Origin of the sequence: Streptomyces sp. NPDC008317 (assembly GCF_042955955.1) — a bacterium.
GTDB lineage: Bacteria > Actinomycetota > Actinomycetes > Streptomycetales > Streptomycetaceae > Actinacidiphila.
On sequence record NZ_JBIBFQ010000006.1, the window covers coordinates 193321 to 218690 of the forward strand.

Annotated in this window: 27 protein-coding genes and 1 tRNA gene; 13 read left to right on the forward strand and 15 right to left on the reverse strand. The window is 68.9% G+C overall.

Features of this window, described 5'->3' with window-relative positions; genetic code table 11:
• Nucleotides 1-87: 87 nt before the first annotated feature.
• Both ACFY9V_RS21005 and ACFY9V_RS21010 read right to left on the reverse strand, forming a co-directional pair.
• Complete coding sequence (locus ACFY9V_RS21005) at nucleotides 88-591, reverse strand: hypothetical protein (RefSeq protein ID WP_391043395.1); 504 nt, start codon at nucleotides 589-591, stop codon at nucleotides 88-90.
• Nucleotides 584-964 (reverse strand): hypothetical protein, encoded by a 381-nt coding sequence (locus ACFY9V_RS21010; protein WP_391162361.1) that lies wholly within the window; start codon nucleotides 962-964, stop codon nucleotides 584-586. Before ACFY9V_RS21010 ends, ACFY9V_RS21005 begins: the two co-directional genes overlap by 8 nt.
• A 190-nt stretch (nucleotides 965-1154) precedes the next feature.
• Between ACFY9V_RS21010 and ACFY9V_RS21015 the strand changes: the two genes are divergently transcribed.
• Nucleotides 1155-1691: a hypothetical protein gene (locus tag ACFY9V_RS21015; RefSeq protein ID WP_391162363.1), complete on the forward strand. Its 537-nt coding sequence runs from the start codon at nucleotides 1155-1157 to the stop codon at nucleotides 1689-1691.
• A gap of 155 nt (nucleotides 1692-1846) precedes the next feature.
• Here ACFY9V_RS21015 and ACFY9V_RS21020 read toward each other — a convergent pair whose 3' ends face one another.
• Nucleotides 1847-2242 carry a hypothetical protein gene (locus ACFY9V_RS21020; RefSeq protein WP_391162365.1) on the reverse strand — a complete coding sequence of 132 codons (396 nt, stop codon included), beginning with the start codon at nucleotides 2240-2242 and terminating at the stop codon, nucleotides 1847-1849.
• Nucleotides 2243-2274: 32 nt separating this feature from the next.
• Between ACFY9V_RS21020 and ACFY9V_RS21025 the strand changes: the two genes are divergently transcribed.
• The gene (locus tag ACFY9V_RS21025; RefSeq protein ID WP_391162366.1) at nucleotides 2275-3069 is read left to right on the forward strand and encodes a hypothetical protein; all 795 of its coding nucleotides are present in this window, start codon (nucleotides 2275-2277) and stop codon (nucleotides 3067-3069) included.
• Nucleotides 3070-3434: 365 nt separating this feature from the next.
• Here ACFY9V_RS21025 and ACFY9V_RS21030 read toward each other — a convergent pair whose 3' ends face one another.
• Complete coding sequence (locus tag ACFY9V_RS21030; protein WP_391162367.1) at nucleotides 3435-4355, reverse strand: hypothetical protein; 921 nt, start codon at nucleotides 4353-4355, stop codon at nucleotides 3435-3437.
• Between the two features lie 67 nt (nucleotides 4356-4422).
• Between ACFY9V_RS21030 and ACFY9V_RS21035 the strand changes: the two genes are divergently transcribed.
• Nucleotides 4423-4842 (forward strand): hypothetical protein, encoded by a 420-nt coding sequence (locus ACFY9V_RS21035; RefSeq protein ID WP_391162368.1) that lies wholly within the window; start codon nucleotides 4423-4425, stop codon nucleotides 4840-4842.
• A 231-nt stretch (nucleotides 4843-5073) separates the two neighbouring features.
• Here ACFY9V_RS21035 and ACFY9V_RS21040 read toward each other — a convergent pair.
• The 7 genes from ACFY9V_RS21040 to galU form a co-directional block, all read right to left on the reverse strand.
• A tRNA-Ala gene (locus ACFY9V_RS21040) sits at nucleotides 5074-5147 on the reverse strand.
• 87 nt (nucleotides 5148-5234) lie between these two features.
• Entirely contained in the window at nucleotides 5235-6299 is a 1065-nt protein-coding gene (glpR, locus tag ACFY9V_RS21045) for a gephyrin-like molybdotransferase receptor GlpR (RefSeq protein ID WP_391162369.1), read from the reverse strand.
• Between the two features lie 117 nt (nucleotides 6300-6416).
• Complete coding sequence (locus ACFY9V_RS21050) at nucleotides 6417-7037, reverse strand: GNAT family N-acetyltransferase (RefSeq protein ID WP_188279753.1); 621 nt, start codon at nucleotides 7035-7037, stop codon at nucleotides 6417-6419.
• Nucleotides 7034-7582, reverse strand: coding sequence for a molybdenum cofactor synthesis domain-containing protein (locus ACFY9V_RS21055; RefSeq protein ID WP_391162370.1), 549 nt, complete (start codon nucleotides 7580-7582; stop codon nucleotides 7034-7036). The genes ACFY9V_RS21050 and ACFY9V_RS21055 overlap by 4 nt, the downstream gene beginning before the upstream one ends.
• Nucleotides 7579-8061, reverse strand: coding sequence for a cyclic pyranopterin monophosphate synthase MoaC (gene moaC, locus ACFY9V_RS21060; RefSeq protein ID WP_355337867.1), 483 nt, complete (start codon nucleotides 8059-8061; stop codon nucleotides 7579-7581). Before moaC ends, ACFY9V_RS21055 begins: the two co-directional genes overlap by 4 nt.
• Before the next feature lie 106 nt (nucleotides 8062-8167).
• Nucleotides 8168-9520 carry a gephyrin-like molybdotransferase Glp gene (glp, locus tag ACFY9V_RS21065; protein WP_391162371.1) on the reverse strand — a complete coding sequence of 451 codons (1353 nt, stop codon included), beginning with the start codon at nucleotides 9518-9520 and terminating at the stop codon, nucleotides 8168-8170.
• Nucleotides 9517-10431, reverse strand: coding sequence for a UTP--glucose-1-phosphate uridylyltransferase GalU (gene galU / locus ACFY9V_RS21070; RefSeq protein WP_355337861.1), 915 nt, complete (start codon nucleotides 10429-10431; stop codon nucleotides 9517-9519). The genes glp and galU overlap by 4 nt, the downstream gene beginning before the upstream one ends.
• An 82-nt stretch (nucleotides 10432-10513) precedes the next feature.
• Between galU and ACFY9V_RS21075 the strand changes: the two genes are divergently transcribed.
• Nucleotides 10514-11107, forward strand: coding sequence for a 5-formyltetrahydrofolate cyclo-ligase (locus tag ACFY9V_RS21075; RefSeq protein WP_391162372.1), 594 nt, complete (start codon nucleotides 10514-10516; stop codon nucleotides 11105-11107).
• 53 nt (nucleotides 11108-11160) lie between these two features.
• Here ACFY9V_RS21075 and ACFY9V_RS21080 read toward each other — a convergent pair whose 3' ends face one another.
• Entirely contained in the window at nucleotides 11161-13875 is a 2715-nt protein-coding gene (locus ACFY9V_RS21080) for a penicillin acylase family protein (RefSeq protein WP_391162373.1), read from the reverse strand.
• Nucleotides 13876-14032: 157 nt separating this feature from the next.
• Here ACFY9V_RS21080 and ACFY9V_RS21085 point away from each other — a divergent pair, with 157 nt between their 5' ends.
• The 6 genes from ACFY9V_RS21085 to mscL all read left to right on the forward strand — a co-directional run bounded on the left by ACFY9V_RS21085 (nucleotide 14033) and on the right by mscL (nucleotide 19813).
• The gene (locus ACFY9V_RS21085) at nucleotides 14033-15562 is read left to right on the forward strand and encodes a potassium/proton antiporter (RefSeq protein WP_391043588.1); all 1530 of its coding nucleotides are present in this window, start codon (nucleotides 14033-14035) and stop codon (nucleotides 15560-15562) included.
• Between the two features lie 292 nt (nucleotides 15563-15854).
• Nucleotides 15855-17108 (forward strand): MFS transporter, encoded by a 1254-nt coding sequence (locus tag ACFY9V_RS21090; protein ID WP_391162564.1) that lies wholly within the window; start codon nucleotides 15855-15857, stop codon nucleotides 17106-17108.
• Nucleotides 17109-17174: 66 nt separating this feature from the next.
• Nucleotides 17175-17507, forward strand: coding sequence for an FmdB family zinc ribbon protein (locus ACFY9V_RS21095; RefSeq protein WP_391043359.1), 333 nt, complete (start codon nucleotides 17175-17177; stop codon nucleotides 17505-17507).
• 92 nt (nucleotides 17508-17599) lie between these two features.
• On the forward strand, nucleotides 17600-18457 hold the full coding sequence (locus ACFY9V_RS21100) for an S-methyl-5'-thioadenosine phosphorylase (RefSeq protein WP_391162374.1): 858 nt from the start codon (nucleotides 17600-17602) through the stop codon (nucleotides 18455-18457).
• Nucleotides 18458-18793: 336 nt separating this feature from the next.
• Nucleotides 18794-19240 (forward strand): hypothetical protein, encoded by a 447-nt coding sequence (locus ACFY9V_RS21105; protein WP_391162376.1) that lies wholly within the window; start codon nucleotides 18794-18796, stop codon nucleotides 19238-19240.
• Between the two features lie 102 nt (nucleotides 19241-19342).
• Nucleotides 19343-19813: a large conductance mechanosensitive channel protein MscL gene (gene mscL / locus ACFY9V_RS21110; RefSeq protein ID WP_391162377.1), complete on the forward strand. Its 471-nt coding sequence runs from the start codon at nucleotides 19343-19345 to the stop codon at nucleotides 19811-19813.
• Between the two features lie 13 nt (nucleotides 19814-19826).
• Here mscL and ACFY9V_RS21115 read toward each other — a convergent pair whose 3' ends face one another.
• A complete protein-coding gene (locus ACFY9V_RS21115) occupies nucleotides 19827-20051 on the reverse strand; it encodes a hypothetical protein (protein WP_391162378.1) in 225 nt (74 codons plus the stop codon).
• Nucleotides 20052-20164: 113 nt separating this feature from the next.
• Here ACFY9V_RS21115 and ACFY9V_RS21120 point away from each other — a divergent pair, with 113 nt between their 5' ends.
• Both ACFY9V_RS21120 and ACFY9V_RS21125 read left to right on the forward strand, forming a co-directional pair.
• A complete protein-coding gene (locus tag ACFY9V_RS21120; RefSeq protein ID WP_391162379.1) occupies nucleotides 20165-21415 on the forward strand; it encodes a pyridoxal-phosphate dependent enzyme in 1251 nt (416 codons plus the stop codon).
• A gap of 62 nt (nucleotides 21416-21477) precedes the next feature.
• Nucleotides 21478-22710, forward strand: a complete 1233-nt coding sequence (locus tag ACFY9V_RS21125; RefSeq protein ID WP_391162380.1) for a low temperature requirement protein A — start codon at nucleotides 21478-21480, stop codon at nucleotides 22708-22710.
• Here the strand turns inward: ACFY9V_RS21125 and ACFY9V_RS21130 are convergent.
• Together ACFY9V_RS21130 and ACFY9V_RS21135 are read right to left on the reverse strand one after the other, a co-directional pair.
• On the reverse strand, nucleotides 22668-23402 hold the full coding sequence (locus tag ACFY9V_RS21130) for a VIT family protein (RefSeq protein WP_355337831.1): 735 nt from the start codon (nucleotides 23400-23402) through the stop codon (nucleotides 22668-22670). The genes ACFY9V_RS21125 and ACFY9V_RS21130 overlap by 43 nt on opposite strands.
• 123 nt (nucleotides 23403-23525) lie before the next feature.
• The gene (locus ACFY9V_RS21135) at nucleotides 23526-24524 is read right to left on the reverse strand and encodes a sigma-70 family RNA polymerase sigma factor (protein WP_355337827.1); all 999 of its coding nucleotides are present in this window, start codon (nucleotides 24522-24524) and stop codon (nucleotides 23526-23528) included.
• Nucleotides 24525-24732: 208 nt separating this feature from the next.
• Here ACFY9V_RS21135 and ACFY9V_RS21140 point away from each other — a divergent pair, with 208 nt between their 5' ends.
• Entirely contained in the window at nucleotides 24733-25254 is a 522-nt protein-coding gene (locus ACFY9V_RS21140; RefSeq protein WP_391043340.1) for a GNAT family N-acetyltransferase, read from the forward strand.
• The last annotated feature ends 116 nt before the right edge of the window (nucleotides 25255-25370 follow it).

The following is a 25370-nucleotide window of genomic DNA, read 5'->3' on the forward strand; positions in this document are numbered from 1 at the left end:
GCCAGACGTGGGTCTGACCAGCACATCCAACGCCTTTGGAGATCGCTTCCCGAGTGGTGATCGCTTCCCGGGAGAAGCGTGGGCCGCCTATGGGGCGGAAATGTCGTGCAGGTTGCCGCATGCGTCCTCTCGGATGTGCAGCCGACGCAGGTCTTGCAGTGCTGCGGCTGGGAAGGGGTGTTGCACCCACTTTGCTCGGTAGCCCTCTTCGCCGTGAAGCCGCAACACTGACTGCGCGGCCTCGATGACAGCGTGACTCAGGGCGCTACGGCTTTGCGTCGAGGTCCATACGAGCGTGCCGGCCTCGTCGTTCGCGTCGAAGCTCGCGGACATGTCTGGGAAGCGGTAGATCGTTATGTCCACGTCCGGCCCCAGACGTCGGAGGACCCACCTGACTTCGGCCGGTTCGAGGTCGAAGGAGAACCGGTGGACGGAGTTCAGGCTGTAGAGGCCGGCAACGCTGTGAAGCAGGTCGGCAAGGGCATCGGTGAGGTAGCTGACGATGTCCTTGCGCTCCGACGAACCGTCTGCGATGCGGCAGGTTGCCCAGCCGGACCCGCTGAGTTCCCAGCTGAACTGGAGATCAGGCACCGGCCTCGTCCTCCCACCTTCGGCGTCCGACTTGGCGAAATTGGGCCAGCAGCCGGAAGAACTCCTCGACCGGTGTGGAGTCCGCTGGTGTCGCATGCTCGATGCCTGCTGCCCAGCTGAGGGAACCGGAGATGCCCTGCTGCTCACGAAGCCAGTAGGTGAAGTCCCCGTCGGGCCAGAAATCGAAGGGTTCGTTGATGTCGTGCACGCCCAGGGCGACTCGGTAGCCGATGAGGATGGAGTGCAGGTGCTGGAGTGAGCCGCCGGGAAGCCGCATGCCAGGTCGCAGAAGGACCTGCTCCAGGAAGTCGTAGACGCTGGTGCGCTCCTGCCAGTGCTTGACGCTGTTCTGGGGGCTGTCCTCTGCCGGCACGAGATGAGCTTACGGCGCGGACGGGAGTTGTCGTGGGGCGACGCGGCGCGGGCGGAAGGCAGGCGTGTGTGGTCGTTTGGCGGCATGAGCGGTCACCTTCTGCGATCTTGGTGCGCTCCCTTCTACGGTTGCCTGGAGCTTCGGAGGCCGTGGAAGCCGGCTGTCGGCTGCGGGCGATTGGCGGGACGAGATGACATCGCTGTTTCAGCGTCTCGATGAGGAAGAAGCCATCGTGCGCGGCGAGTTGTCCGCGTTGCGGGAGAAGATCACCGTCGCCGAGGAACGGCTGGCGCGGTTGACTATCACCCGGGAGACGGCGGAATCGCTTCTGGGCGGCGGTGCTTCCACCGAGGGTCCTCAGGCAGCGTCGGAAGAGGCCGGGCAGGCGCCGCCCGCCAGCAGTTCGCCCCGCGGTTCGGCCGAGGTCTCAGCTTCGGCTGATGGCGATAGCTCAGGTGCTTCTGCTGCGTCCGGGACCCAGTTGGACTGGGAGGTGGCACGCGAGCAGATGCTGGTGCTTCTGGCTGGGGCTGGGCGGGCGATGAAGGTGCAGGACATCTGCGCGACGATCGGCGAGGACGTCACGAGCACGCGGTGGGTGGAGACGACCCGTTCCCGGCTGAAGCGGATGGCGAAAGAGGGCCGGGTGGTTGAAGGCCCGACGGCGTATTTCGCGATCGCGCCCACGGCTGGCGGACACCGTCAGGAAGGAGTGGGCATGAGGTGACGCGACGGCCGCCGGTGCGGCCGGGGAGGGTGGCACCACCGAGGGTTCAGCTCGGCGGTGCCGAATGTGCGTGAGCGCCCAAGTGAACGGTGGCTCCCGCGTTTCCGAGCGTAGTAGATGCCTTTCCCCCCTCAAAGCGTGGAGCCGCGAAGTCGTCATGCCCGGTCGCCGTTGTGCGGTTCCGGGCGCGAATCGAGGCTCAATGCGTCCCAGTTCGATCGGTCGTGGAATTTCGCGGCCACAGCCGCCCTCCGGTGAACGCGCCCAGTCGGGCGACAGTGGCCACGTCGGGCCAGGACCGGCCCGGCGAGCAGATCCGCGATGGCCTGCCGGTTGACTCCGGAACCGGCCGCCGCCGCCCGCAGACTCAGTCCCTGATCGGCCAGCGCCCGGGTGAGGGCGTCAGCGATCTGTCGAACCGCCTCGGCCGCGGGGTCGGGGCTGGTCTGTTCGGGCCAGGCTTCCGGATCGCGGGTCATCTGCCGGGGGGAGCGTGCGCGGGCGCGTCCGCCGACCATGCGCGCACCATCCTGTCCGTCGAAGTCGATCACGCTTGGAATGGCTGCTTGTCCAGCCGGTATGTATGGCCGTGGTCGTTGATCCCGATACGTCTGCGAAGATCGCCCGCTACCGCCCCCGGCAGGCTCCACCGCTCTGGGACGAGGTCGCGCCACTCGTCAGCTCGGTGGCCGCTGCCACGGTGAGCTCGGTTCCCTACGAGGTGGAGAGGCTGCTGCACGTCCTCGGGCGCCTGGCGTTGTGGGCCGAGCCGGCGGGGCTGGAACGCGATCCGGATACGTGGTTGCGCAATGAGGTGATCGACGCGTTCGTCCTGTCGCGGGCAGGAGACATCGAAACGTCGTCGGTGCGGACCTACCGGACGTGGCTCCTGCGGGTGCGGGATGCTCTGGCCTTCAGCGAGCGCGGAGAGGCAGCCCCGTCGCGGATGCACGCGGAAGCGTCTCCGCACCAGCCCTACACGGCAGCCGAGTTGGCGGGTCTGCGGCACTGGGCCGATCACCTGCCGGGCCAGCAGCGGACCGATGCCCTGGCACTTCTGGGCCTGGGCGCGGGGCTGGGGCTCACGCCCAGGGAGGTGGCGGCCAGTCGCGGCGTCGATCTGCGGCGTCCTCGCCAAGGCGGGCCGCTGCTGCACAAGGGCGTCAAGCGTGTGGTCCCGCTCGTCGCCCGAGCCGGCTGGGATGCCCTGCTGGGCGAACTGGCGGAACGGGCGGGCAGCGGGTACGTGTTCCGGCCCGCGCGGACCGTCGAATACTCCAAGAACCTGATCGGCTCCTGGTCCCTGATGCACCGGCCGCCGGGGAATACGCCCGCGGTGTCCGTGGGCCGGCTGCGAGCGACGTGGATCGTCGAGTGATGCGCGCGCATATTGATCACCACCTGATCGCCCAAGCGGCCGGACTGGCTTCCGCCGCCTCCCTGGCCCGCTGGCAGCATCTGGTGCCGCCCGTGGACGAGGCGACCGCAGCCCGGCTGTTGCGGGGCCGGAGCAGCGGTGACCAAGCCCCGGGCCTGGCGGAACCCGGAGAAGATCAAGCACTGCCGACCCCGGCCGGTGACCGACGCCCCCTTCGAGATCCCCGATTCCAAGGTCGGCCAGCTCGATGCCGTCCTGCACCAGTCCGGGGTGCTGGAGCTGATTGACGCCGAGTTGGCGGGCCGCCCGGGACCGAAGGGGCTGCCAGTGCGGACCGTGCTGGTGGGATTGCTGCTGGCGCTGCCCTACCACCGCAGCGCGAGCCTCGCGGACGTCTGCCGGTTCTGCTCGATGAGCTGCGGGCCCCTACCCGCTCCTGGCTCGGCATCCCGGACAACAGCAGGGCTGACGGCCACGCCAGGATCGCGTTCTCCCGCCGCGTCTACCGGTCCTTCGACCGCCTGACCACCGCCCTGGACGCGCAGCGCTGCGACCGGCGCCGCCAGCTTCCCGCCGAAGAGGCCGGGATCGTGGCCGACGCCTGGGAGGACACGGACGCCGAGCACAAACGGCGCCTGGAGCTGCTGCAGGAGATCAGCGATCGTCTGATCCTGATCACCGTCCGCCTCGTTCACCGCCGGGGCCTGCTCAAGGGCTGGCGGGGCGACATCGGCGCCGACACCACACCGATTCCCGACTGGCACCAGCCGCCCCGCGAACGACGGGGCCTGGCCTCCGTCGAGCTCACCGCGGGCTGGCACTACTGCGGAGGCTCCGAGGAAGGAATCTTCGGGCGCTCCGCCAGCCTCCTGGTCGCCGCCAGCCGACGGCACCCCGCAGGTCATCCGCAGGCCGGTGAACGTGTCAGCCGGCATCCGCAACTCGCCCTCGGCCTCGTCCTGGACACCACGGGCAAGCGCATCGGCCCGAACGCCGTTCACTCCCTGGCCCAGCTCGCCCCGTTCGGTTTCCCGACGGGACTGCTGGCAGCCGACCGCGCCTACACCGACCAGACCACCGAGAACTTCGCACAGCCGGTCCGCACCATGGGCTACCAGTTGGTCCTCGACTACAAACAGCAGTACCGCGGCGTCCAGGGCACCTACCAGGGCGCCCTCCTCGTCGGCGGGTCCCTCGCCTGCCGTAACCTGCCCCCGCTTCAACCACTCCCACCGCGTCCCCGCGCCGCAGTCGGCCGTCGTCGACCTCACCAACAAGCGAGCCACCGCCGCACACACCGCTGCCAAGCCCACCGTCCCGATCCCGCAAGGCGAACGGCTGCGGCCCTTGCCCATGAACGAACTGCCGCGGATCTGCCTGAAGCCGACGATCACCGTCCGGCCAGGTGGCCTCGGCAAACTCGACAAATTCCGCCAGGACCGCCATTACCTCCACCCCACCTGGCAGGACGTCTACCGGCCCGAGCGGGCGAACATCGAAGGTCTCAAAGGCAGAGCCAAGAGCCACGGCCTCGACATCTCCGACCCCGCCAAACGGCTCGCCCACGGGCAAGTCGCGCAGACCATCCTGCTCGCGCTGATGATCTGCAGCATCAACATGCACATCCTGTTCACCTGGCAGCAGACCACCGGCACCGAGCGAGCCCTCACCACCCTCTGCGAAGCCGGCGCACCCAGCAATCCAGCACTCTCGCCTCCCGCCGCGACCAGGGTTCCTCCGCCCGCACGACCGCAGATCCGCACCGTCACCTGAGAGCTCAGCACCACACGCGATCACGCACGCCCGGCTAAGGCCCCGGAACACCTTCCGCACCCGACCCACCCCGGCCCCACAGGCTGACGACCACCGGACAGATGTCACGACGCCTGCCGCGTTCGGACAGCACATCGAACAGACTCCAGAAACGACGAGATCCCGCCCGATCAATCAGATCGGACGGGATCTCGTCAACCGCTCACCAGACAACTCGTGAACAGTTGGTTGTGGACCTGAGGGGATTCGAACCCCTGACCCCCTCGATGCGAACGAGGTGCGCTACCGGACTGCGCCACAGGCCCTTGCAACGAGGAAAACTCTAGCATCCCGAGACGGGTGGTCGTGAACGCGATTCACGCTGGTCCGGATGGCCGGGAAGCCTGGCGGCACTACTCGTTGGCGGCGCGGGGGCGGTCGGAGGGGTCGGCGTACTGGTCGAAGAGCGGGGTGCGGGGGGTGCGGGGGCGCGGGCGGCGCGGCTGGGGGGCGGCCGGGGTGGACTCCTGCGCGGCAGCCGCCGGGGCGGATTCCGCGGCGGCGGTGCCGGACCTGGCGGCGCTCCACGTGTCGGGCGCGCCGGGGTCGACGCCGCCCGGCGTACGGGGGGCGACCGGAGCCGTCACATAGGTGGGCAGCGGGACCGGTACGGGCTCCCAGCCGTCGTCGTTGTTCTGCTGCGCGCGCTGCTGGTCGACCCACTCGGCGTGGTCGGTCTGCTCGACGAGGGCGCGCCGGTCGGCCGTACGCGGCGAGGGCGCGGGGCGTTCGGCGGGCGCCGCCTTGTGCTGGTGCTGGTGGTCCTCGGCGGCCGGTTCGGGGCGGGCGCGCAGACGTCGGGCGGCCTCGGCGGCGTACCGCTGGTCGATGCGCACCTCGAAGCGACGCCGCTCCTGGCGACGCATCTGGCCGATGTAGACCGTCAGCAGAACGGCCGGGATGGCAGGCGCCCAGAGCAGCGCGACGCCGCCGACGGCCGCCGCGACGGCGCCGACGGTGAAGCCGAGGAAGAGCAGTGTCGTGGTGCGGCGACGGCGCGCGAGCACCTTGGCACGCGGGTTGGGCACGCCGGGGCGGGCACCATGCGCGGTGTGCGCACCATGGACGCCGGCCGCGCCCTGAGTACCGCGTGCTCCGTGGACGCCGTGGGCGCCCTGCGGGATGCCCGGCCGCACCTCGGTCGCGGGCACGGCGAGTCCGCGGACGTCCACCGCTCCGGCGAGGTCGTCCTCGGATACGTCGTCGGCTGCGTCTTCCGCGGGTTCGACGCTCTCACCTCGCGCCTTCGCGACACGCCGCTCCATCGCCGCGCGCCCGGACAGAAGCCGGATGGCGGTGCTGAAGCGTTCCGTCGGACGCGCTTCGTTGAGCTCATCCTGCCTACGGAGCCACATGGGCACCAAGTAGGCAGCCCAGGCCCCGACGATGACTGCGTAGATGAGGCCACTACTGCTCACGCGTTACACGGTAGGGGTGATCGAGACACGCCATACGCAATTTGGCCCGGTGTGTCGCACGATCTGGCTGATATGCCAAGATTTTTTTGCGATTGGCTTCATTTTCGAACAATTGTTTTATTTCTGGTGCGTCCCGGGCCTGGCCTGCCGCCAGCGGTTCAGCAACCCCTCGGGGACTTCCTCCGCCGTCAGCGCGTAGACCAGATGGTCCCGCCATCCACCGTCGATATGCAGATAGCGCGGACGCAGCCCCTCCTCCCGGAAACCGAGCTTTTCGGCCACCCTGCGGCTGGGACCGTTCTCCGGGCGAATGCACACCTCGATGCGGTGCAGTCCGACGCGCCGGAAACAGTGGTCGACGGCGAGCGCCACCGATGTCGGCATCACACCGCGTCCGGCGACCGCCTCGTCCACCCAGTAACCGACGTGCGCCGAGCACATCGACCCCCAGGTGATGCCCGCGACGGTGAGCTGCCCCGCGAGCCGCCCCTGGTACTCGATCACGAACGGCAGCATCCTGCCCGCGCTCGCCTCCGAGCGCAGGTGCCGCACCATCTGACGGTACGTGGGGCGCTGCGCGACATGGCCGGGCGGGGCGGGCGGCACGGTGGCCTCCCACGGACGCAGCCAGTCGCGGTTGCGCCGGTTGACCTCGCGCCAGGCGCGCTGGTCACGCATCCGGATCGGGCGGAGGGTGATGTCACCGTCCACCAACTCAACCGGCCAGGACCCGTTCAGCTCGGTCTCCCAGGGACTGAAGTCGTTTGGTCATTCACGTGATCGCCGCCATGGATCTGGTCGACGGCGTGCACCAGGAGCGGGGCGAGTACGGCGAGGCCGTCCTTGACCCCGCCGCTCGAACCGGGAAGGTTCACCACCAGCGTGCGTCCGCACACCCCCGCCACGCCACGGGAGAGCGCGGCGGTCGGCACCTTCTCCCGTCCCGCCGCGCGGATCGCCTCGGCGATACCGGGGATCTCGTAGTCGAGCAGTTCCCGGGTGACCTCGGGGGTACGGTCCGTCGGCGAGATACCGGTGCCGCCGGTGGTCACCACCACGTCGTACGCGGCCTCGGCCGCCTCCCGCAGCGCCTCGCCGACGGGCACGCCGTCGGGTACGACCCGCGGGCCGTCCACGGTGAAACCCCACTCCTGGAGCGCGGCGACGATCAGCGGGCCGCCGCGGTCCTCGTACACCCCCGCGGAGGCGCGGTTGGACGCGGTGACGGCGAGCGCGCGCAGGGTGCGGCCCGGCGCGGCCTGCGGTACGGCGGGCCCGGTCATGCGCGGTGCCAGTCGCCGGACTTGCCGCCGGTCTTCTCCTCGACCCGCACATCGGTGATGACCGCCGCCTTGTCGACGGCCTTCACCATGTCGATGACCGTGAGCGCGGCGACGGTGACCGCGGTCAGCGCCTCCATCTCCACCCCGGTGCGGTCGGTGGTCTTCACGGTGGCGGTGATCTCCACGGCGTCGTCGGCGACCACCAGGTCGACTGTCACACCGGACACCGCCAACGGGTGACAGAGCGGGATCAGGTCAGGGGTGCGCTTGGCGCCCATGATCCCGGCGATCCGCGCGGTGGCGATGGCGTCGCCCTTCGGAACGCCTGCGCCGCGCAGAAGTTTGATGACGCCGGGATCGACCAGGACCCGTCCTGTCGCCCTGGCCGTGCGCGCGGTGACGTCCTTGGCGGAGACGTCGACCATTCGGGCCGCGCCTGCCTCGTCGAGGTGGGTGAGGTGCTGCTGCGCGCTGCTCATCGTTCTCCCGGTGCGGTCTCTTGGGCAGACACCGTACCGGCAGGGACCTCCGCGCGGCCCGCGGGTCCGCGCCGGTGTGCGCGCGGACCGCCCGGCCGCCGATCGCCTACGGCTCCAGCACCACCACTTCGACGTCCGCTCCGGCCTCGACCGAGGTGTCGGCTTCCGGTACGACAATCAGCGCGTCGGCGTGCGCGAGCGCCCTGACCAGGTGCGACCCGGAACCGCCGACCGCCGTGACCGTACCGGACGCCCGGTCGTAGTGACCGCGCAGGAACTGCCGCCTGCCTTCCGGCGACCTCTCGATCGCGGTGACGCACACCGCGCGCACGACCTCCCGGTGCACCGACCCGGCACCCATCAGCGTGCGGATCGCGGGGCGGACGAACAGCTCGAAGGACACGTACGCGCTCACCGGATTGCCGGGCAGCGCGAGCAGCGGTGTGCGGTCGGGGCCGATCCGCCCGAAGCCCTGCGGCTTGCCCGGTTGCATCGCGAGCTTGCGGAAGTCGACATGTCCACTTGGCGCGGAGATGTCACCCTCACCGTCGTCGCCGTTGACGTTCATCTCACTGCCGTCCGCGATCGACGACAGCGCTTCTTTGACGACGTCGTACGCGCCGACGCTCACCCCGCCGCTGGTGACGATGATGTCGGCGCGGATGAGCTGGTCCTCGATGGTGGCGCGAAGCGTCTCCACCTCGTCGGCGACGGCGCCGACGCGATACGCGATGGCGCCCGCCGCCCGCGCGGCGGCGGTGAGCGCGAAACTATTGGAGTCGTAAATCTGACCGGGTCCGAGGTCCTCACCCGGCTGCACCAACTCGCTGCCGGTGGACACCACGACCACCCGCGGCCGGGGCCGCACCTTGACGGCGCCGCGCCCGATCGCCGCGAGCAGCCCGATCTGCGCCGGACCGAGAATCGTACCGGCGGCCAACGCCAACTCCCCCGCGGCGACATCACTGCCGCGAGCCCGCACGAACTGCCCGTGCTCCACCGGCCGGTGCACCCGCACCTCACCCGCCGCGCCGGCCGGATCGGTGCTGTGCGCGCTCATGCTCGCCGCCGGGCCGCCACCGGTGCCGCCGTCGGTCCACTCCACCGGCACAACACCCTCAGCACCGGGCGGCAGCGGGGCGCCTGTCATGATCCTGGCGGCCTGGCCCGGTCCCACCGTGGGCAGTTCACCGCTCCCCGCCGCCACATCGCCGACCACGTCGAGCACCGCCGGGTGCTCCTCGGTCGCCGCCTTGGTGTCGGCGACCCGCACCGCGTAGCCGTCCATGGAACTGTTCTCGAACGGCGGCAGCGCCACCGGCACCGTGACGTCCTCGACCAGCACACACCCCTGCGCGTCGAGGATCTGCAACTCGATCGGTTCCAGCGGGGTCAGTTGACCCAGGATGCTGTCGAGATGTTCGGAGACGGACCACACCCGGTCGGCGTCATGACTCACTCTTGCATCTCCTCGGTGACGTACGAACGCAGCCAGGTCCGGAAATCTGGCCCCAGGTCATCACGTTCGCATGCCAGTCGGACAATCGCACGCAGATAGTCACCGCGGTCACCGGTGTCGTAACGCCGCCCGGTGAACACCACACCGTGCACCGGCCCGCCGGTGTGGTCCCGGTGCGACAACTCACGCAACGCGTCGGTGAGCTGGATCTCGCCTCCACGCCCCGGCTCGGTCTTCTTCAGCACGTCGAAGACGGCGGCGTCGAGCACATAGCGGCCGATGACCGCATACGACGACGGTGCCTGGTCGGGGCTCGGCTTCTCCACCATGTCGGTGACGCGCACGACATCGTCGTCGCTCGTCGGCACCACGGCGGCTGCACCATAGAGGTGGATCTGCGAGCGATCGACCCGCATCAAGGCGACGACACTGCCGCCGTGCCGTTCCTGCACCTCCACCATGCGCGCCAGCAACGGGTCGCGGGGGTCGATGAGGTCGTCACCGAGCAGCACGGCGAACGGCTGGTCACCGACGTGCGGTTCAGCGCACAGCACCGCGTGACCGAGGCCCTTCGGGTCACCCTGGCGCACATAGTGCATGGTCGCCAGACCGCTGGATTCGCGTACCCGCGCGAGCCGGGACTCGTCACCCTTGCGGGTGAGTGCTTCCTCCAGCTCGTAGTTGCGGTCGAAATGGTCCTCCAGGGCGCGCTTGTTGCGTCCTGTGATCATGAGCACATCGGAGAGCTGTGCGGACACGGCTTCCTCGACCACGTATTGAATGGCCGGCTTGTCGACCACGGGAAGCATTTCCTTGGGCGTCGCCTTGGTCGCCGGCAGGAAGCGGGTACCAAGACCGGCGGCAGGGATCACAGCCTTGCTGATCCGGGTACGAGGATGTGATTGCGTCATGCCGTGCACCATAGCGGGCAAGTATTTGCCCGAAGACGAAGGTACGACTGGTTGTGACGGATTGGTGACGGATGTGTGTGGTATGAGCGACGCCCGCGAGCGAAAAGCAGCACTGCGGACCCGGCTCCTGCGCACCCGCCGCGACCTTACCGCCGCCGAGCGTGCCGCCGCAGCGACAGCGCTCTCGCAGACCGTACGCGGCCTGCCCGAACTGGCCGCCCCCGGACCGGTGGCCGCCTATGTGTCGATCGGCGCGGAGCCCGGCACCCGGGAGTTGATCGACACCCTGCGGAACGCCGGTACGCGCGTCCTACTGCCCGTCCTGCTCCCCGACAACGACTTGGACTGGGCCGCATACGACGGCCCCGACGCCCTGCACCGCACCGGACGCGGCCTGTTCGAGCCGACCGGCGAACACCTCGGCCCCGAAGCCGTCACCACGGCGCGGGCCGTTCTGCTGCCTGGCCTCGCCGTGGACGCGCGCGGTGTACGTCTTGGCCGCGGCGGCGGCTCGTACGACCGGGTCCTCGCCCGGCTGAGGGAGGCCGCGGTCGATCCGCTTCTCATGGTGCTGCTCTACGCGCACGAGGTGGTCGACCGGGTCCCGCAGGAACCGCACGACCACCTCGTAGACCTGGCGGTGACACCGGAAGGAGTGCACCGCTTCACCAGGTGACGTCATTCGCGCGTGACGTTTTCCGTCACCAGGTGCGCGATTACCGGTGTGATTTACGGAGTGAGTGCCATCTTCGCCTTGGTGGCCTTGTCCACCTGCTCGGCGGAGAACGCCCAGGGGAGAAGTTCGCCGTTCGCCCACATATTGGTCTGGTCGGTGTAATGCGCGTTGTAGACGTGACCTGACGCACCGGTCAGATTGATCCACCGGGACTTGTCGAGGTCCTGGAGATTGACGATCATCCGCATGGACGGGACCCAGACGACGTCGTAACCGCCCGCCGCGTTCCAGCCGGTCGCGTTCACGGCCGCCTCACCGCCGCCGAGCTGCCAGGGGCCGCGGTTGAGCAGCCACTTGAGCACGGCAGGGCCTTCGGTTCCCAGCGTCTGGTTCTTCAGCTCCAGCTTGTGGAGGCGGCCCCAGCTCCAGGTGTCGATGTCCTTGCCGAGCTTGGCGGTCAGTTCGTAGCGGGCGTCCTTCATGGCCTGCCCAAGGAGCTGGTCACGATCGCTGTGGTGCTTCTTGTCGGGGTCTCCGCTGAAGAACGCCGTTGTCGACATCGTCCACCAGGGGCTGTTCTGCTGCGGCAGCATCTTGCGAACGACCTCGAACCACCGGTCGCCGCCGTCCGGCTGCGCCTCGTCGGCATCCCGCTCGCCGCACTCGTGGACCGTGCCGCTGCTGCCGTCGAGATTGTCGACCGGCCCGGTCTGCCCGGCCGGGGGCACCCGCAGGCACTGACCCTCGGGACGCAATTCCTTGGGCAGCTTGTTGCCGAAGGCCAGCTTCAGGACATTGCGCCACACCGCGTTGAAGTAAGCGGCGGCGGCAGAATCGGCGTCCTGGTTGAAGTCCCAGCCCTCCAGAAGTTGCTGCGCCTTGCGTACGTAGTCGCCCTTGTCGTTCGTGATGTTGATCTTCAGAAGATATGGAACGAGGAGCTTGGCGATCTCACTGCTGCTGTCGCCCTGCATCGACTGCATGTCGTCCATGGAGACCTTGCCGCCGTCCTTGATCTTGGACGCGATGAGGTCGTTGATGCGCTGGCTCCTGGTGCCGTATCCCCAGTCCTCGGTCAGCAGGTACGGGTACTTGCTCTGATCGATGACGGCCTGGTTGGCGGTCACGATGTATCCGCGGGAGGGGTTGTACTCGTACGGCATCGACTTGAACGGGATCGTGCCCGTCCAATCGTAGTGCGAGTCCCAGCCAGGCACCGGGTACGTACCGTCCACACCGTCGGCGCGCGTCGGCACCTGACCCGGCGCCTGGTAGCCGATATTGCCCTTGGTGTCGGCGTAGATCAGATTCTGCGACGGGACCGCGAAGTCGGCGGCGGCGGCCCGGAACTGGTCGAAGTCCGTCGCCTTGTCGAGTTCGAAGACGGCGTCCATGGTCTTCGAGGGCTCAAGCGCCGTCCATCGCAGAGCGACGGCATAACCACTGTTGACGCCGCCCGGTGGATCGGTGACGGGTGCGGTTTGTCCGACGGTGCGGATCTCGTCGCTGCGGTCGGAGATCACGGGGCCGTTGTTGGTTTCGCGCACCGTAATGGTGCGGCTTTTACCACCCGCGACCTTGATGGTCTCCTGGCGCGTCTTGAAGGGCAGTTGCTTGCCGTCGTAAAGGTAGGTGCCCGCCGTGACCTTCTCCAGATAGAGGTCGGTGACGTCCGCCCCCAGGTTGGTCATTCCCCAGGCGATGCTCTGGTTGTGGCCGATGACGACCCCTGGCATTCCTGAGAAGGTGTAACCGGCGACGTCGTACGGGCAGGCGGCGTTCACCACCCGGCAGTGCAGGCCCATCTGGTACCAGAGCGAGGGAAGCTGCGGCGCCAGATGCGGGTCATTGGCCAGCAACGGCTTGCCAGTGGTGGTGTAGGTGCCGGACACCACCCATGAGTTGGAGCCGATGCCGTCACCCGACGGACCGAGCAGCGCGGGCATCTGGTCGATGATCTGCGAGATACCCGAAAGCTGTGTGTTGACCGAACTGCTGAGTCCCTGCGGGCCGCCGGACGACGCGGGCTCGTACGCGCCGGTGATCTTGTTGACGGAACCGCCCTCCACGATCGGCCGGTTGCGGTCGTACGGATACGCCGGGTAGAGCTGCTTGATCTGCGCCTGGCTGAGGCGGCTGGTCATCAGGGCGCGGTCGATCTCGTCCTGCATGTTGCCGCGCAGGTCCCAGGCCATCGCCTTGAGCCAGGCGACGGAGTCGACCGGCGTCCAGGGTGCGGGTTTGTAGTCGTTGCTGAACGACAGCGCCGCGTACTCGACCGACAGTCCGGCGCCGCTGTGGTCCTTGAGGTAGGCGTTGACCCCGTCGGAGTACGCCTGGAGGTACTTCTTGGTGGTGGCGTCGAGCTTGGTGTCGTATTCCTTCTGCGCGACGCCGCGCCAGTTCAGGGTGCGCAGGAAGGCGTCGGTCTCGACCTGGCCCTTGCCGAACATCTCGGACAGCCGTCCCGAGGTGAGATGGCGGCGTACGTCCATCTCGTAGAACCGATCCTGCGCCTGGACGAAGCCCTGGGCGCGGAAAAGGTCCTCGGGGCTGTCGGCGTAGACCTGGGGGATCCCGTTCGCGTCGCGCATGACGTCGACGGGCCCTGACAGGCCCTTGAGCTTCAGCGAGCCCGATGTCTGCGGGAAGGAGGCGCGGACGGTGCTCACGCTCCAGTAGGACCCGAATCCGATGCCCGCTACGAGCAGCAGCACGAACGCGATCACGATGAAGCGTACGCGGCGGGATTTCTTCCGTGCGGGCATCGCTGTCCTTCGAGGGGCAGGGCGGACCGGTGATCAAGGTGCTCGTTGTGCAAGGGCAACCATAGGGGCAGCCCAGCGGTCGGCGGCCGGTGGGCCGTGGAATGTCAAGAGAGCGTAAAATGTTAGGTAAGGCAACGAAGTTGAAAGGACCGGCACCCTGACTGTCCACCATCTCAACGAGATCCTGCTGGTCGGCGCCTCAGTACTGCTGGTCGCGGTCGTGGCCGTGCGCCTCGCCTCACGCAGTGGCCTTCCCACTCTGCTCATCTACCTGGGCATTGGCGTCATCATGGGCCAGGACGGCGTCTTCGGCTTCACCTTCAACGACGTCCAGCTCACCCAAGTCCTGGGTTATGCCGCACTGGTGGTGATCCTCGCCGAAGGCGGACTTGGTACGAAATGGCAGGAAATCAAACCGGTACTGCCTGCCGCCGCGGTGTTGTCGACATTCGGCCTGATGCTGAGCGTCTTCGTCACGGCCGGCGCCGCGCACTATCTGGTGGGCCTCGACTGGCGGCAGGCGCTGATCATCGGCGCGGTGGTGTCATCAACGGACGCGGCCGCCGTCTTCTCCGTGCTGCGCAATGTGGCGCTTCCCAAGCGCGTGACCGGCGTCCTGGAGGCCGAGTCCGGCTTCAACGACGCCCCTGTCGTGATCCTGGTGGTCGCCTTCTCGGCGGCGGGTCCCGTCGACCACTGGTACCACCTGGTGGGCGAGATAGCGCTGGAGTTGGTCATCGGTGCCGCGATCGGGCTCGCGGTCGGCTGGTGCGGCGCCTACGGCCTCAGACACGTCGCCCTGCCCGCCTCCGGCCTCTACCCGATTGCCGTCATGGCGATCGCCGTCACCGCCTACGCGGCAGGTGCCATGGCGCACGGTTCCGGCTTCCTCGCCGTCTACATCGCCTCGCTCATCCTCGGCAACGCCAAACTTCCACACCGCCCCGCGACTCGCGGTTTCGCCGAAGGGCTCGGCTGGATCGCTCAGATCGGCCTGTTCGTCCTACTTGGTCTGCTCATCACACCGCATGAACTGGGTGACGATGTCGTCCCCGCGCTGATCATCGGACTGTTCCTGACCGCGGTCGCCCGGCCCGCCTCCGTGATCGCGAGCCTGCTCCCCTTCCGCATCCCCTGGCGCGAACAGGCGCTGATGTCCTGGGCGGGGCTGCGCGGCGCGGTGCCGATCGTGCTCGCCACCATCCCCATGGTGGCGGGAATCACCGACAGCAAGCGGATCTTCAACATCGTCTTCGTCCTGGTGATCGTCTACACCGTGGTGCAGGGCCCGACCCTGCCATGGGTCGCCCGCCGACTGCGGCTGTCCGGCGACAGCAACGGCGACGCCGCCGACCTCGGCATCGAATCCGCGCCGCTGGAACGGCTCCAGGGCCACCTGCTGTCCGTCGCCATCCCCAACGGCTCGCGCATGCACGGCGTCGAGGTGGACGAGCTGCGGCTGCCCACCGGCGCCGCCGTCACCCTGGTGGTACGCGAGGGCGCCAGTTTCGTACCGCTGCCGTCGACCGTGCTGCGGCGCGGCGACGAACTGCTCGTGGTGACCACCGATCCGGTACGGGATGCGGCCGAGGCCCGGCTGCGGGCCGTCGGGCGCGGCGGCAAGCTCGCCGGGTGGCTCGGAGAGAAGCCGCCTGGTCGGCAACGCGGCCGACCAGGCGACCGGTAAATCCGATCAACGTCCGGACCGCACCAGGTGCGCGAAAACGGCTCCGGTCTCCGCGTATCATGGTGAGGTATTTGTCGAGTTCAACCTCTGTCTGACGCAGAGCCGGCGCGGATTCCCGCGCTGAGCGGACGGCTCTCGGCGCGATCATCCGCGGACCTGGATCCGCGCACGCGCTACCAGGCGGCAGAAAGACCAGGCTGTGGCATCCAAGGTGCCCACCTCCCCGTCCACGTCCCCACCCGGGACAACGCCCACGCCCGTCGGCGTCGATGCAAAGACCGGCTACCGGCAACTGCTGAGCACCCCCGGCGCCTGGGCCTTCCTGCTCCCCGGTTTCGCCGCCCGGCAGCCGTTCGCGATGCTCACCATCGGCATGGTGCTGCTCGTCGAGCACACCACCGGCTCCTACGGCACAGCGGGAGCCGCTGCGGCCGTCACCGGGGTCTCGATGGCCCTGTGCGCCCCGAGGAGCGGCCGACTGGCCGACCGCTTCGGGCAACGTGCCGTCCTGGTACCAGGCGTCGCCCTGCACACCGTCTCCGTCATCGGACTGGTGACGCTCGCGCTGACCCATGCGCCTACCTGGACGCTGTTCGCGGCGGCCGTGCCCGCTGGTGCCACCGTGCCGCAGATCGGGCCCATGGTGCGCGCGCGCTGGGCGGTGGCGTTGAACGGCTCGGCAACCGCCCCGTCCAGCGCCGCCTCCCCCTTGATGACAACGGCCGCAGCCTTCGAGTCGGTGACCGACGAGTTCACCTTCGTCATCGGCCCTGTGCTCGCCACCGCGCTGTGCACCGCGGTGCACCCGGCGGCTGGGCTGATCACCGAGGCAGCGCTGACCCTTGCGGGAGGAATCCTCTTCGCCGCGCAGAGAAGTACCGCGCCCGTTCCGCACCCCACCATGGTGGGTGTCAGCGGAAAACCCGCCTCAGCCTTGTCCGTACCCGGAGTGCGCGCGCTCGCCGTCGCCTTCCTCGGCATCGGCGCCGTCTTTGGCGGCATGCAGGTGTCGCTGACCGCCTTCACCCAGGAAATCGGCCGGCCCGGCATCAGCGGCCTGTTGTACGGGACCTTCGCCGCCGGAAACATGCTGGCGGGCGTCGTCTACGGCGCGGTCGCCTGGCACCGCAGCCCCCGCGCCAGGCTGCTCGCGGCGTACGCGGCCCTGACACTCGCCTGCGCCCCGTTGTGGGCCGTGCACGCCGTGCCGGTGCTGGCACCGCTCGGGCTGCTGGTGGGCCTGTGCATCGCCCCCACGCTCATCACGGGCTACACGATGGTGGACGCCCTCGTACCGGGCGAGTCCCGGACCGAGGCGTTCACGTGGCTGACGGGGGCGGTCGCGCTCGGGCAGGCGGCCGCCGTGACGACAGCCGGGCTGCTGGCCGACCACGCCGGCTCGCACGCCGGTTTCACGGTGCCGTTGGCCGGTACGGCGCTGGCGCTCACGGTGCTGGTGGGGCTGCGCGAGAGGTTGGTGCCACAATCGCGAGGAGTGGTCGCGTCGGGTGTGATCGGTCACCGTGCGGCGGTCCCGGTGGACTGACGCCGGGAAATACTGCACTATTGAGCGTCGTTAGCACTCAATGAGTGAGAGTGCCAGGAGGAGCAAGTGCCGACGTACCAGTACCAGTGCACCGAGTGCGGCGAGGGCCTCGAGGCGGTGCAGAAGTTCAGCGATGACGCGCTGACCGAGTGCCCCAACTGCGGCGGACGCCTGCGCAAGGTCTTCTCCGCCGTGGGCGTGGTCTTCAAGGGCTCCGGTTTCTACCGGACCGACAGCCGCGGCTCGTCCACGAGCAGCGCGCCTGCCGCCAAGAGCAGCAACTCGGACAGCAAGTCCGACAGCAAGCCGTCCTCCGGCTCGTCGTCGGGTTCATCGTCCGGCTCCTCTTCGGGTTCCGGCACGGGCTCCTCGTCCTCGAACAGCACGTCGGCGGCCTGAGCCCTTCCGAGGCTTTCGCGGATCTTACGAACCCCCGCCGTTTTCACGGTGGGGTTTCGTCGTGTACGCGGCGTCGCAATAGGGTGATCGACATGGTGCAGAGCAGCAGTGCGACGGACGCGCAGGCCGAGATCGGCGTCATCGGTGGATCCGGTTTCTACTCCTTCCTCGACGATGTGAGCGAAATCACGGTCGAGACTCCCTACGGCCCGCCGAGCGACTCGCTGTTCGTCGGTGAGGTAGCGGGGCGCCGGGTGGCGTTCCTGCCCCGGCACGGTCGCAAGCACCATCTGCCACCGCACAAGATCAATTACCGCGCCAATCTGTGGGCGTTGCGGTCTGTCGGCGCGCGCCAGGTGCTCGGTCCGTGCGCGGTGGGCGGTCTGCGCACCGAGTTCGGCCCCGGAACGCTGCTGGTGCCCGACCAACTCGTGGACCGTACGAAGTCGCGCGCCCAGTCGTACTTCGACGGCGAGACGCGAGCCGACGGTCAGGTGCCGAACGTGGTCCATGTGACCTTTGCCGACCCGTACTGCCCGGTGGGCCGGAGGGCCGCCGTCGGCACGGCACGGTCGGGTGGCTGGGAGGCGGTCGACGGCGGGACGCTGGTGGTGGTCGAGGGTCCTCGCTTCTCGACGCGCGCGGAATCGCTCTGGCACGCGGCGCAGGGCTGGTCCGTGGTCGGGATGACCGGCCACCCCGAGGCCGTGCTCGCCCGCGAACTGGGGCTTTGCTACACGTCGTTGACGCTGGTCACCGATCTGGACGCGGGCGCCGACACCGGAGAGGGCGTCTCCCACGAGGAGGTGCTGGAGGTCTTCGCGGCCAATGTCGGCCGGATGCGGGACGTGCTCTTCGACCTGATCGGCGAGCTGCCGGACAACGACGCGCGGGACTGCCTGTGCGTGGACTCGCTGGGGGGCCAGGACCCGGGGATCATTTTCCCCTAGCACGCGGACTCCCGTATCCCTTGGCTCCTGCCTTTCGCGAAGCGGTAATTCACGCCTCCGGGTGGCCGAGTTATCCACAAGTCGGGAGTTGTCCACAGGGATCGGAGCGCTGTCGGCGCCGTGCGCGATGGTGGATGCATCGACCGGACATACCGGTATCGAGCACCTCACGTCAGGCGGTGGTCCGTCATGTCCTGCTCCCCCACTCCCTATTCGGCTCCGGCGTGCCCCGAGCCGTACACGCCGCCGCGTTGCGCGGTGCCGGACTTCCCGCCGATCCGAGCGGGCGGCCGACGGCAGCTCCTGCGGCGGTCGCCGGGGCGCCGACGGCGCTCATTGGCCTTCGGTCTGGCGCTGACGGCCGCCGCGCTGGCGGCGTCCGCGGCGCACGGGACCGGCCCGCGTCATGACGCGGCGGCCCCACGCGGACCCGCGCCGGCCAGCGACACCACCCACGCAGCGACCGTACGGGCGCCCCATGACGTGGCCGAGGTGCTGGTCAGGGCGCCGGTGCGGATCGCCGACGCGGCGGCCGTCGCGCTGCTGCGCCCTGGCGACCGGATCGATGTGCTGGCCAGTTCGCGGGTGGTGGCGTCGAACGCGACCGTTGTGGCCGTGCCGGGCCGCGCGGACGACTCGAAGCCCGCAGGAGAGTCCGCCCCACCCGATGTCAGTGGCGGTGGAGGCGGCGGGGCGCTGGTCGTGCTCGCCGTGCCACGCCGTACGGCGGCGGCGCTCTCCGGAGCGGCCGTCTCGTCACCGTTGGCGGTGACATTGTGCTGAATCACCCGTTCGTGGACGGCGATTGGACACGCCGAACCCGCATTGCCTTCTATGGCGGAACCCATCATTCCGCCACATCGGCGTCACGGAAGAGGCATAGCGGTGACCGACAAGAACAAGCCGGGCGTGCTGGCAGGCTTCAAGGAATTCATCACGCGCGGGAACGTGATCGACCTCGCGGTCGCGGTCGTCATCGGTGCCGCGTTCACCAACATCGTGAACTCCGTGGTGAACGGCGTGATCAATCCTCTGGTCGGTGCCTTCGGTACGAAGGATCTCGTTGGGTACTCGTCCTGTCTGAAAGGCCCGTGCGTCGTCAACGAAAAGGGCGAGACGATCAGCGGGATCCACATCTTGTGGGGCTCGGTGCTGAGCGCCGTCCTGACGTTCCTGATCACCGCGGCGGTCGTGTACTTCCTGATGGTCGTACCGATGTCCCGCTACCTGGCGCGGCAGGCGAGCAAGCGCAAGCACGACGAGGTGGTGGAGAAGGCGGCCGAGGTCGAGGAGATCACACTGCTGCGCGACATCCGCGACGCGCTGGTCTCGCCGCGCAGCGGGGGCGGGAACTGATCGTCCGCTCGGCTCAGAGGTGGTGCGGCGGCTTCTCGTTGAGGAAGCGCGTGAAGTCGTCGTCATCGGCCGCCGAGCCGGAGGGCCGGTCGCCCCAGCCCCGGTCGGTGTCGTCGGCCGAGGGACGGTCGAGCGGATCGTCGAAGACGAGGCCCGAGGGTCCCACCGGGGGTACGACGGCCGGGGTGGGCTCGTCGCCGGGGTTCTCGGCCGGGGTGCGATCGGGGGCGCTGCTCATGCCTCCAGGGTACGGCGGGGCGTCGGTGGCCGGGCTGTCGTCCCTGCTCAAGCGGCCGGAGGGAGATACCCCAAGTGTCCGTTTGAGGCAGTCGGCCGGATATACCTGGCCGCATGCAGACACCGGACCCGACGCCCTCGCCCACACCGGCAGCCGTACGCCCGGACCCGGAGAGCGGGGAACAGCGACGCGCACAGGCACACGTACCGGAGCGGGAGCACGTAGAGGCGCGGGCGCGGGAACAGGATCTCGACCGAAGCGACCTCGCGTACCGTCGCTGGTTGAGCGAGGCTGTGGGGAAGGTCCATGCCGACGCCAACCGGTCCGCCGATACCCATTTGCTGTCAGTTCCGCTCCCGGCGGACTGGGGCGTCGACCTCTATCTGAAGGACGAGTCCACGCATCCCACGGGCTCGCTGAAGCACCGCCTGGCGCGCTCGCTGTTCCTGTACGCCCTGTGCAACGGCTGGATCCGGCCGGGGCGGCCGGTGATCGAGGCGTCCAGCGGGTCGACGGCGGTCTCGGAGGCGTACTTCGCCCGGCTGATCGGTGTCCCCTTTGTGGCCGTGATGGCGCGCGGGACAGTGCGGTCGAAGATCGAGCTGATCGAGTTCCACGGGGGCCGATGTCATCTGGTCGACGACCCGTGCGAGGTGTACGGGACGGCGGCACGGCTGGCGCAGGAGACCGGCGGCCACTACATGGATCAGTTCACGTACGCGGAGCGGGCGACGGACTGGCGGGGCAACAACAACATCGCCGAGTCGATCTTCCGGCAGATGGCGGTCGAGCGGTTCCCGGTCCCGACGTGGATCGTGGCGACGGCCGGCACCGGGGGGACGTCGGCGACGCTGGCCAGGTACGTGCGGTACGCCCAGGCGACGACGGGGATCTGCGTCGCGGATCCGGAGAATTCGGCGTTCTTTCCGGGCTGGCGGGATCACGATCCGGCGGTGACGACCGGAGCGGGGTCCCGTATCGAGGGGATCGGCCGCCAGCGGGTGGAGCCGAGTTTCGTGCCGGGCGCGATCGACCGCATGATGCGGGTCCCGGACGCCGCTTCCATCGCGTGCGTGCGCGTCCTGGAGCGCCTGCTCGGCCGCCGGGCGGGCGCGTCAACCGGCACCGGGCTGTGGGCCGCCTTCCGGATCATCTCCGAGATGCGCGAACGCGGTGAACAGGGCAGCGTGGTGGGTTTGTTGTGTGATCCGGGTGAGCGGTATCTGGAGAAGTACTATTCGGATGGCTGGCTGGCAGAGCAGGGCATCCGGATCGGCCCTTACGTGGAGCGCGTCGAACGCTTCCTGACCACGGGGGAGCTGGCGCGGGCGGATTCGCCGCGCGGGCAGGCGAGTCGGGGCTGAGCGGCCTGGAATTCCGCGCGGCGCGCTGCGCGTAGTGCCTGCCGTACTCCATGGTGTCCTCCATGACTGAACCGACGACTCCGGCGGGTCCCGTGGCCAGGACCAGCGGCGCGTTGCGCCGGATGACGGCACGCAGCCGCGACGAGGAAGACCGCGCGTCCACGCCGCTTGAGCTGTTCTTCGACTTGTGTTTCGTGGTGGCGGTCGCGCAGGCGGGCGTCCGGCTGGTGCATGCTGCCGTGGAGGGGCATCCGGGGCACGGCGTGACCGGTTACCTGTTGGTCTTCTTCGCCATCTGGTGGGCGTGGGTCAACTTTTCATGGTTCGCCTCCGCATACGACACGGATGATGTGCCGTACCGGATCACCACGCTGGTGCAGATCGTCGGTGTGCTGATGCTGGCAGCGGGTGTGCCGCGCGCCTTCGACAGCGGCGACTTCCGGTTGGCGGTGTGCGGATACGCGGTGATGCGGCTGGCGTTGGTGACGCAGTGGCTGCGGGCGGCCGGGGCGGAGACGGGCGCGGCTCGGGGGACGGCTCTGCGGTACGCGTTCGGGGTGACGTTGTGCCAAGTGGGCTGGATGGCGTTGCTGTTGCCGCACGGTGCGCCGCCGGTGTGGGCGTTCGTGTTGTTGGCGGTGGCGGAGATGTCGGTGCCTGTGCTGGCGGAGCGGGCGGCACCGACGACGTGGCATCCGCGTCACATCGCGGAGCGGTACGGGTTGTTCACGATCATCGTGCTCGGGGAGTCGGTGTCCTCGGCGACCATCGCCGTGCAGTCGGCGGCCGACGAGCACGACGCGCTCGGTGAGTTGTTGCCGATCGCCATCGGCGGGTTGCTGATTGTCTTCGCCGCGTGGTGGATCTACTTCGCGGTGCCGATCCATGACCACCTGGTGTCGAACAGGCAGGCGTTCCTTTGGGGTTACGGCCACTTCGCGGTGTTCGGTTCGGCGGCGGCGATCGGGGCGGGGATGGAGATCGCGGTCGAGCAGGCGGTCGGGAAGGCGGAGATCTCGACGCGGGTGGCGGCGGCCTGGGTCACGGTTCCCGCCGCGGTGTTTCTCATCACTGTCTGGTTGTTGCACTCACGGCACTACAAGCGGGGTCTCGCGCAGCAGCTCACGCTGCCGGTCTCGGGGGTGGTGGTGTTGGCGTGCACCTTCACGGGGTCGCACGCCGTGTTGTGGGCCGGGTTGGTGTGTGCGGTCACGGTGGCGGTGGGGGTGACGTTGCAGGCGCGGGGCGGTGGTCAGACGGCGCCGGTCGCGCCGAGGAGCTCGCCGACGGCGTAGGTGATGGCCATCGCGATGGCGCCGCCCGCGGCGTTGCGGAGGATGGCGGGGCCGGTCGGTGCGCTGCCGAGGCGGGCGCTCGCCCAGCCGCAGCCGACGAGGGCCAGCAGGACGGAGACGACGGTGACGGCCAGGCGCCACGAGGTGGGTGGCAGGACGATGGCCAGGAGCGGGAGCAGGGCGCCGATGGTGAAGGAGACGAAGCTCGCGCCGGCCGCGTGCCAGGGGTTGGCGAGTTCGTCGGGGTTGATGCCGAGTTCGACGCGGGCGTGGGCGCCGAGGGCGTCGCGCTCGGTGAGTTGCTCGGCGACTTCGCGGGCGAGTTCCTGGCTGATGCCGCGGTCTTCGAGGAGGCCGGTGAGTTCGTCGAGTTCGGCTTGGGGGGTGGTGGCGAGTTCTTCGCGTTCCAGGGCGAGGGCGGCCTGTTCGGAGTCGCGTTGTGTGCTGACGGAGACGTATTCGCCCGCCGCCATCGACAGGGAGCCCGCGAGGAGTCCGGCCATGCCCGCGGTCAGGAGTGTGGAGCGGGAGTCGGTGGCTCCCGCGACGCCGACGACCAGGCCCGCGGTGGACACGATGCCGTCGTTGGCGCCGAGTACGGCGGCGCGCAGCCAGTTGAGCCGGGTGCCGAGTCCGTCGTGGTGGGGCTCGTTCTTGTGGGGCCCGGCTTGGGCGTCGGTCTGGTCGTCCATAGGCGGAAGCGTCTCACCTGGGGCGGTCGTGCCCGATCAGGTGGTTGTGGGTGTCGCGGACAGGCCGAACCCCGGTGCGGGGGGGAATGCACCGGGGTTCGGGTCTGTGGGGAAGCGCGCCGGTCAGGCGGCTTCGTATTGGTCGAGGCCGGTCGCGCGGGCCATCCGCTTGAGGTCGGCCAGTGCGTGCTTCTCGATCTGCCGGATGCGCTCGCGCGTCAGTCCGTGCTGCTTGCCGACCTCGGTGAGGGTGCGCTCGCGGCCGTCGACGATGCCGTAGCGGGCCCGGATGATGGAGGCGGTGCGGTCGTCGAGGCGGTCGATCAGCCCGTCCAGTTCCTCGCGGCGGAGCATCACGAGCACGGAGTCCTCGGGGGACGGCGCGGCGCCGTCTTCCACCAGGTCACCGAATTCGGTCTCGCCCTCGGCGTCGACGGACATGTTGAGCGACACCGGGTCGCGGGCCCAGTCGAGGACGTCGGTGACGCGCTCGGGGGTCGAGGCCAGTTCGGTGGCGATCTCGGCGGGCTCCGCGTCGCGGCCGTGCTCGCGGTTGAACTCGCGCTGCACGCGGCGGATGCGGCCCAGTTCCTCGACGAGGTGGACGGGCAGCCGGATCGTGCGGGACTGGTCGGCGATGGAGCGGGTGATGGCCTGGCGGATCCACCAGGTCGCGTAGGTGGAGAACTTGAAGCCCTTGGCGTAGTCGAACTTCTCGACGGCGCGTACCAGGCCGGCGTTCCCCTCCTGGATCAGGTCGAGGAGCGGCAGTCCGCTGCGCGGGTAGCGGCGGGCCACGGCCACGACGAGCCGGAGGTTGGAACGGATGAAGACGTCCTTGGCCTGCTCGCCCGCGGCGACGATGGCCTCGAGCTCCTCGCGGCGGGCGTCGCCGCCGGCCTTTGCGGGCAGTCCGGGATCGGCTGCGAGTATGCGTTCTGCGTAGACGCCCGCTTCGATGTCGCGGGACAGTTCCACTTCCCTGGCGGCGTCGAGCAGCGGGGTGCGCGCGATCTCGTCCAGGTACATGCCGACGAGGTCGCGGTCGGCGACTTCCCCGCCTGCGGCGCGAACGCTACTGGTCCCGCCAGCGTGACGACGGGCGACGGCACGGGTTGCCATGCGTGCTCCCTTACGAAGGTGCGGTCGGGTCTCGGTCGGACCGGGCGGTCGGGCCGCTTGCCGGATGGTTCCGTCAGGTGCGGCTCTTGCCTTGCGGTTGCCCCGTCCTGATCGGGATAACGATTGGAATCCGGACACAATTCCCATCTCGTGACCTGAATTTTGTGATCATGCAGTACCCTGTCTCGCCACACAGGGAGGCCAAAGGGTGCCGGAACGTCCAGAAGTCCAGGTCAGACCAGGTAGTGAGGGCGATCTGGCCGCTCTTACCGACATCTACAACCACTACATCCGTGAAACGTCGGTCACGTTCGACGTAGTTCCCTTCACCGTCGAACAACGTCGTCCGTGGTTGCTCTCCCACCCGAAAGACGGCCCGCACCGGCTCTTGGTTGCTCACTTTCCCGGCCCGTCGGGACGAATCCTGGGTTATGCGACCAGCAGCCCCTTCCGACCGAAGGCCGCGTACGCGACGTCGGTGGAGACGACGATCTATCTCGCGCACGACGCGGGCGGGCGCGGCATCGGCACGCTGCTCTATACGGCGCTCTTCGAGGCCCTGGCGGAGGAGAACCTGCATCGCGCGTACGCGGGCGTCACGCTGCCGAACGCGGCGTCGCTGCGGCTGCATGAGCGTTTCGGCTTCCGGCCGGTCGGGGTGTACGAGGAGGTCGGCCACAAATTCGGCGCGTACCACGATGTGGCGTGGTTCGAGAAGCGCCTGGGCTGACGCCGGCCTCGCACGCTGAGACGCGCGGACAGCGCGACACGTGCGGACACGTGCGGCTTATTTGAAGGTTCAAGCATATGGGGTTACCGTGGTGCTCCCGTACGCTTGAAACTTCA

What these genes read in the sequence shown, in the direction of transcription:
- ACFY9V_RS21015 (WP_391162363.1), top strand. Translation starts at nt 1,155, where the DNA reads ATGACATCGCTGTTTCAGCGTCTCGATGAGGAAGAAGCCATCGTGCGC.
- ACFY9V_RS21025 (WP_391162366.1), top strand. Translation starts at nt 2,275, where the DNA reads ATGGCCGTGGTCGTTGATCCCGATACGTCTGCGAAGATCGCCCGCTAC.
- ACFY9V_RS21035 (WP_391162368.1), top strand. Translation starts at nt 4,423, where the DNA reads ATGAACGAACTGCCGCGGATCTGCCTGAAGCCGACGATCACCGTCCGG.
- ACFY9V_RS21055 (WP_391162370.1), bottom strand. Translation starts at nt 7,582, where the DNA reads ATGACCGGGCCCGCCGTACCGCAGGCCGCGCCGGGCCGCACCCTGCGC.
- moaC (WP_355337867.1), bottom strand. Translation starts at nt 8,061, where the DNA reads ATGAGCAGCGCGCAGCAGCACCTCACCCACCTCGACGAGGCAGGCGCG.
- galU (WP_355337861.1), bottom strand. Translation starts at nt 10,431, where the DNA reads ATGACGCAATCACATCCTCGTACCCGGATCAGCAAGGCTGTGATCCCT.
- ACFY9V_RS21075 (WP_391162372.1), top strand. Translation starts at nt 10,514, where the DNA reads ATGAGCGACGCCCGCGAGCGAAAAGCAGCACTGCGGACCCGGCTCCTG.
- ACFY9V_RS21080 (WP_391162373.1), bottom strand. Translation starts at nt 13,875, where the DNA reads ATGCCCGCACGGAAGAAATCCCGCCGCGTACGCTTCATCGTGATCGCG.
- ACFY9V_RS21100 (WP_391162374.1), top strand. Translation starts at nt 17,600, where the DNA reads ATGGTGCAGAGCAGCAGTGCGACGGACGCGCAGGCCGAGATCGGCGTC.
- ACFY9V_RS21115 (WP_391162378.1), bottom strand. Translation starts at nt 20,051, where the DNA reads ATGAGCAGCGCCCCCGATCGCACCCCGGCCGAGAACCCCGGCGACGAG.
- ACFY9V_RS21120 (WP_391162379.1), top strand. Translation starts at nt 20,165, where the DNA reads ATGCAGACACCGGACCCGACGCCCTCGCCCACACCGGCAGCCGTACGC.
- ACFY9V_RS21125 (WP_391162380.1), top strand. Translation starts at nt 21,478, where the DNA reads ATGACTGAACCGACGACTCCGGCGGGTCCCGTGGCCAGGACCAGCGGC.
- ACFY9V_RS21130 (WP_355337831.1), bottom strand. Translation starts at nt 23,402, where the DNA reads ATGGACGACCAGACCGACGCCCAAGCCGGGCCCCACAAGAACGAGCCC.
- ACFY9V_RS21135 (WP_355337827.1), bottom strand. Translation starts at nt 24,524, where the DNA reads ATGGCAACCCGTGCCGTCGCCCGTCGTCACGCTGGCGGGACCAGTAGC.